Here is a 4,722-nt window from a genome sequence, read left to right on the forward strand (position 1 = left end):
CTCCCGGTTCGGGACGCCCCACCCACGCCGCCAGCCGGACCGAGCAGCCAGGCAGCAGCCGACCACGAAGCCGCCGACCGGGAAGCGGCCGACCCCGAAGCCGCCGACCACGAAGCTGCCGACCACCCAGCCGCCGACCGCGAAGCCGAGGACCACGAGGCCGCCGACCACGAAGCGGCCGACGAGGACACCGCCGAGGAGGACGCACCCGACGAGGAGGCGGCCGCCGACGTCGAACGGCGGGAGGCCCGCCCGGCGGACCCGGAGCAGGCGCTGGCCGCCGTCCGCTGGCGGCTGCACCCGGAGACCCTCCGCGAGGAGGCCCCGGACCCCGCGGCGCTGCGGGAGATCCGCGACGGTCTCACCACCAAGCTCGGCAGCGCGCTGGACAACCGCAGCCGCGCCCGGCTGCTCAGCCTGCGCTCGGTGGCCTCCCGCGTCCTCGGCGAGCTGGACGACGCCGTGGCCGACGCGCGGCTCGCCCTCACGTACGCGGATTCCACCGGTGAGTTGCGGCGGACCGCGCTGGCCCGCGCCCGGCTGGCCGAGGTGCTGCGCTGGCGGGGCGAGTACGCGGAGGCGGACCGGCTCTTCGCCGAGGCCAACTCGCCGGAGCTGCCGGACCGGCTGCGCGCGGTGCTGCACGAGCACGCGGGCCGCTCCTGCTACGACCAGGGCCGGCTGACGGAGGCGTGCCTGCACTTCGAGCGGGCGCTGGACCTGCGCCAGGGTGAGGACGGGGAGCTGAACGCGCGGACCACGCTGGCGCTGGACGCGGTCGCCGAGCGGGCCGCGGCCGGCGGGTTCGGGCCGAAGCCGCGCAGCCGGGAGACGCTCCTGGGCGGCGAGCGGCAGCCGGTGCCGACGTTCGACGAGGAGCAGGCGCTCTGGGGGTACGCGGACGCGGAGGGCGAGCTGGTGATCGGCCACCGGTACGCCGAGGTGCAGCCGTTCCGCGAGGGCCTGGCGTGGGTACGCCGCCCGGAGGCGTCTCGCTGGGCGCTCATCGACACGGCCGGCGCGGCGCTGATCGAGGCGAACAACGGCTACCGGGCGGTGGGCTCGTTCTCGGAGGGGCTGGCCTGGGTGTCGATGGACGGCAAGGGCCGGTGGATGGCGGTCGACCGCACCAACATCGTGAAGATCCCGCCGGGCTACGAGGACGTCCGGCCGTTCCGGGGCGGCCTGGCGGCGGTGCGGCAGAACGGCGGCTGGGGCGCGGTGGACCGGACCGGGCAGGTGGTGGTGCCGACCCGGTACCACGGTCTCACCACGGCGCTGGCCGACGGCCGGCACGTGGACGGCTTCACCGAGGACGGCCTGGCCGTGGTGGAGCTGGCCGGCCGCCGGGGTGTGGTGGACCGGACCGGGCGGGTGCTGGTGGCGCCGGCGTACCCGTCGCTGGTGGTGCATCCGGTGGCGTTCCTCGTGGGCGACGAGTCGGGCCGGTGGGGTGCGCTGGACCGGCGGGGTGACCTGCTGATCGACCTGGTGCACCCGGGCCGGGCCGCCGTGGTCGCGGAGATCGACCGGCTGCTCGCCGACACCACCCCGGTGCTCTGACGCGCCGGACCCGGGCGGCGGCGTGCCCGGGCGCGGCGGGGAGCGTCACACGCCGACCATGATCGGGCAGGGCTAGGGTCGAGGCATGGAATTCCGACACCTAGGCCGCTCGGGCCTGCTGGTCAGCGAGATCTCATACGGCAACTGGATCACCCACGGGTCGCAGGTCGAGGAGGAGGCGGCGACCGCCTGCGTGCGGGCCGCCCTGGACGACGGCATCACCACCTTCGACACCGCCGACGTCTACGCCGGCACCAAGGCCGAGGAGGTGCTCGGCCGCGCGCTCAAGGGCGAGCGGCGCGAGGGGCTGGAGATCTTCACCAAGGTGTTCTGGCCGACCGGGCCGGGCCGCAACGACCGGGGCCTGTCCCGCAAGCACATCATGGAGTCGATCAACGGCTCGCTGCGCCGCCTGCAGACCGACTACGTCGACCTCTACCAGGCCCACCGCTACGACTACAGCACGCCGCTGGAGGAGACGATGGAGGCGTTCGCCGACGTCGTGCACTCCGGCAAGGCGCACTACATCGGCGTCTCCGAGTGGAAGGCGTCGCAGATCCGGGAGGCGCACGGGCTCGCCCGCGAGCTGCGCATCCCGCTGGTCTCCAACCAGCCGCAGTACTCGATGCTGTGGCGGGTCATCGAGGCCGAGGTCATTCCCACGAGCGAGGAGCTGGGCGTCGGCCAGATCGTCTGGTCGCCGATGGCCCAGGGTGTGCTCTCCGGCAAGTACCTGCCGGGCCAGCCGCCGCCGGCCGGTTCCCGCGCCACCGACGAGAAGTCCGGCGCGGGATTCATCGCCCGGTTCATGACCGACGAGGTGCTCACCCGGGTGCAGCGGCTCAAGCCCCTGGCCGAGCAGGCCGGCCTGACCATGCCGCAGCTCGCCGTCGCGTGGGTGCTCCAGAACCCGAACGTCTCCTCGGCGATCGTCGGGGCGTCCCGGCCGGAGCAGGTGCACGACAACGTGAAGGCGGCGGGCGTGAAGCTCGACGCCGACCTGCTCAAGGCCATCGACGAGATCGTCGAGCCGGTCACCGAGCGGGACCCCGCGAAGACCGAGAGCCCGGCGCAGCGTCCGTGACGCTCCCCCCGGGCCGGCGCGGCCTCCGCGCCGGCCCGGGACCCCTCGGGGTACGCGCGGCCCGGCGCACCCCGCCGCTGCGCGGCGGCTCCCGGTTCCGGAGGGTCAGCCCTCCCAGAACCGGATGAGGTGCCAGCCGAGACCGTAGAGCTGGGGCGGCAGGCCGAGCAAATCCCCGACGGAGAAGACGGCGCCGAAGAACCAGCCGTTGATCCGCGGGCTCCACAGCAGCGCGAACAGCAGGATGAAGCCGTACGGGGCGAACAGCTCGTACATCCGCCGGTACGGCGGAGACAGCCACGGCTCGATCATGTTGCCGCCGTCCAGGCCCGGCACCGGCAGCAGGTTGAGCACGCTGGCGGTGAGCTGGAGGAACGCCAGCAGCCCGACGCCGGCCCAGAACTCCAGCGGGCCGCCGACCTCCCGGCCGACCTGCACGGCCAGCACCAGCAGCAGGGTGAACAGCACGTTGGTGGCCGGCCCGGCCAGGCTGACCAGGGTGTGCCGCAGGCGGCCCGGGATGGCGTGCCGGTCGACCCAGACCGCGCCACCGGGCAGGCCGATGCCGCCGAGCAGCACCACGACCACCGGCAGCACGATGGACAGCAGCGGGTGCGTGTACTTCAGCGGGTTCAACGTCAGGTAGCCCCGGTGGGCGATGTCCCGGTCCCCGGCCCGGTAGGCGACCACGGCGTGCGCGTACTCGTGCAGGCAGAGTGAGACCAGCCAGCCGGAGACCACGAAGAGGAAGACGTCGAAGCGGACGCTGCCGACCCCGTTCCAGGTCATCACCCCGCTGGCCACGAAGACCGCGACGAGGGCGAGGAAGATCGCGCTGGGCCGGAACGCCGCCCGGGGCACCCCGAGCACCAGCGGGTCGCGGGGCCGGTCGTAGCCCGTCATTCGGCCGGCGGCAGCAGGCTCATCCGGTATTCCACCCGGTCGTCCTCCACGAGCGCGACGGAGGTGACGCCGGACGCCGCGAGCTCCCGCCAGGCCTGGCCGATCCACGACTCGGCGTCCGCCTGGCTGGGGAACGACTCACCCGGCCCGTCGACCGAAGTGCCGTTCGTGCCCTCGTACCGCCAGCTCCACGCCATGCCGCGTCTCCCCTCGCCGCCGTCGCCCTGGGACGGAAACCCCCGCAAGCCTAGTCGGCCGGACGCGGGACGGCCCGGCCGCACATGGATCATGCCCGCACCCGGCCGGTACGGTGGCGCGGTGCTGACTCAAGGAGTGGTGCTCAGCGATCGCTATCGGCTGAGCGAACGCATCGCGACGGGCGGCATGGGGGCCGTCTGGAAGTGCACCGACACCCTGCTGGGCCGCGAGGTCGCGGTGAAGGTGCTGCTGCCCTCGCTGGTCGCCGACCCCGAGTTCACCACCCGCTTCCACGCCGAGGCCCGGATGCTGGCCGCGCTGCGCCACCCCGGCATCGTCCAGGTGCACGACTTCGGCTCCGCGACCCTCGCCGACGGCAGCCAGGTCAGCTACCTGGTGATGGAGTACGTCGACGGCGAGCCGCTGGTCACCTGGATCCGGCGGGCCGGCCGGCTCGACCCGGCGTCCACCATGTCGGTGGTGGCGCAGGCCGCGCACGCGCTGCACGCCGCCCACCTCGCCGGGATCGTGCACCGCGACGTGAAGCCCGGGAACCTGCTGGTGAAGCGGGACGGCACGGTGGTGCTGGTCGACTTCGGCATCGCCCGGGCCAGCACCATGGCGGGCATCACGGCCGCGCACATGGTGCTCGGCACCGCCTCGTACATGTCGCCGGAGCAGGCCGCCGGCCAGCCGGTGTCGCCCGTCACCGACGTCTACGCGCTCGGCGCCGTCGCCTACTACTGCCTGGCCGGGCGGCCGCCCTTCGAGGGCGACAACCCGCTCCAGGTGGCCATGCGGCACGTCCAGGACGAGCCCCCGCCCCTGGTGGGCACGCCGCCGGCGGTGGTCGAGGTGGTCGGCCGCGCGCTGGCGAAGCGTCCGGCCGACCGGCTCCCGAGCGCGCTCGCCCTGGCCGAGGCCGCCCAGGACGCCCGGGACGCCACCCTGGCCCGGCTTCCCGCACCGCCCCG

5 protein-coding genes are annotated in these 4,722 nt (G+C 74.1%); 3 read left to right on the top strand and 2 right to left on the bottom strand.

Translation table 11 applies throughout. The annotated features are described in order from the left end of the window. Positions 1-1,563 (top strand): WG repeat-containing protein (locus tag F8274_RS29895; RefSeq protein ID WP_151465689.1); only part of this gene is annotated, 1,563 nt, incomplete at its 5' end. Positions 1,564-1,648: 85 nt separating this feature from the next. Beyond that, positions 1,649-2,647: an aldo/keto reductase family protein gene (locus F8274_RS29900; RefSeq protein WP_151465690.1), complete on the top strand. Its 999-nt coding sequence runs from the start codon at positions 1,649-1,651 to the stop codon at positions 2,645-2,647. A gap of 105 nt (positions 2,648-2,752) precedes the next feature. Here the strand turns inward: F8274_RS29900 and F8274_RS29905 are convergent, their stop codons facing one another. Both F8274_RS29905 and F8274_RS29910 read right to left on the bottom strand, forming a co-directional pair. After that, positions 2,753-3,550 (bottom strand): site-2 protease family protein, encoded by a 798-nt coding sequence (locus F8274_RS29905; RefSeq protein ID WP_151465691.1) that lies wholly within the window; start codon positions 3,548-3,550, stop codon positions 2,753-2,755. Then, a complete protein-coding gene (locus F8274_RS29910) occupies positions 3,547-3,747 on the bottom strand; it encodes a hypothetical protein (RefSeq protein WP_151465692.1) in 201 nt (66 codons plus the stop codon). The genes F8274_RS29905 and F8274_RS29910 overlap by 4 nt, the downstream gene beginning before the upstream one ends. Before the next feature lie 121 nt (positions 3,748-3,868). Between F8274_RS29910 and F8274_RS29915 the strand changes: the two genes are divergently transcribed. Then, positions 3,869-4,722, top strand: an 854-nt coding sequence (locus tag F8274_RS29915) for a serine/threonine-protein kinase (protein ID WP_151465693.1), incomplete at its 3' end; no start/stop codon positions are given.

This window comes from Micromonospora sp. AMSO31t, assembly GCF_008868175.1.
GTDB lineage: Bacteria > Actinomycetota > Actinomycetes > Mycobacteriales > Micromonosporaceae > Micromonospora.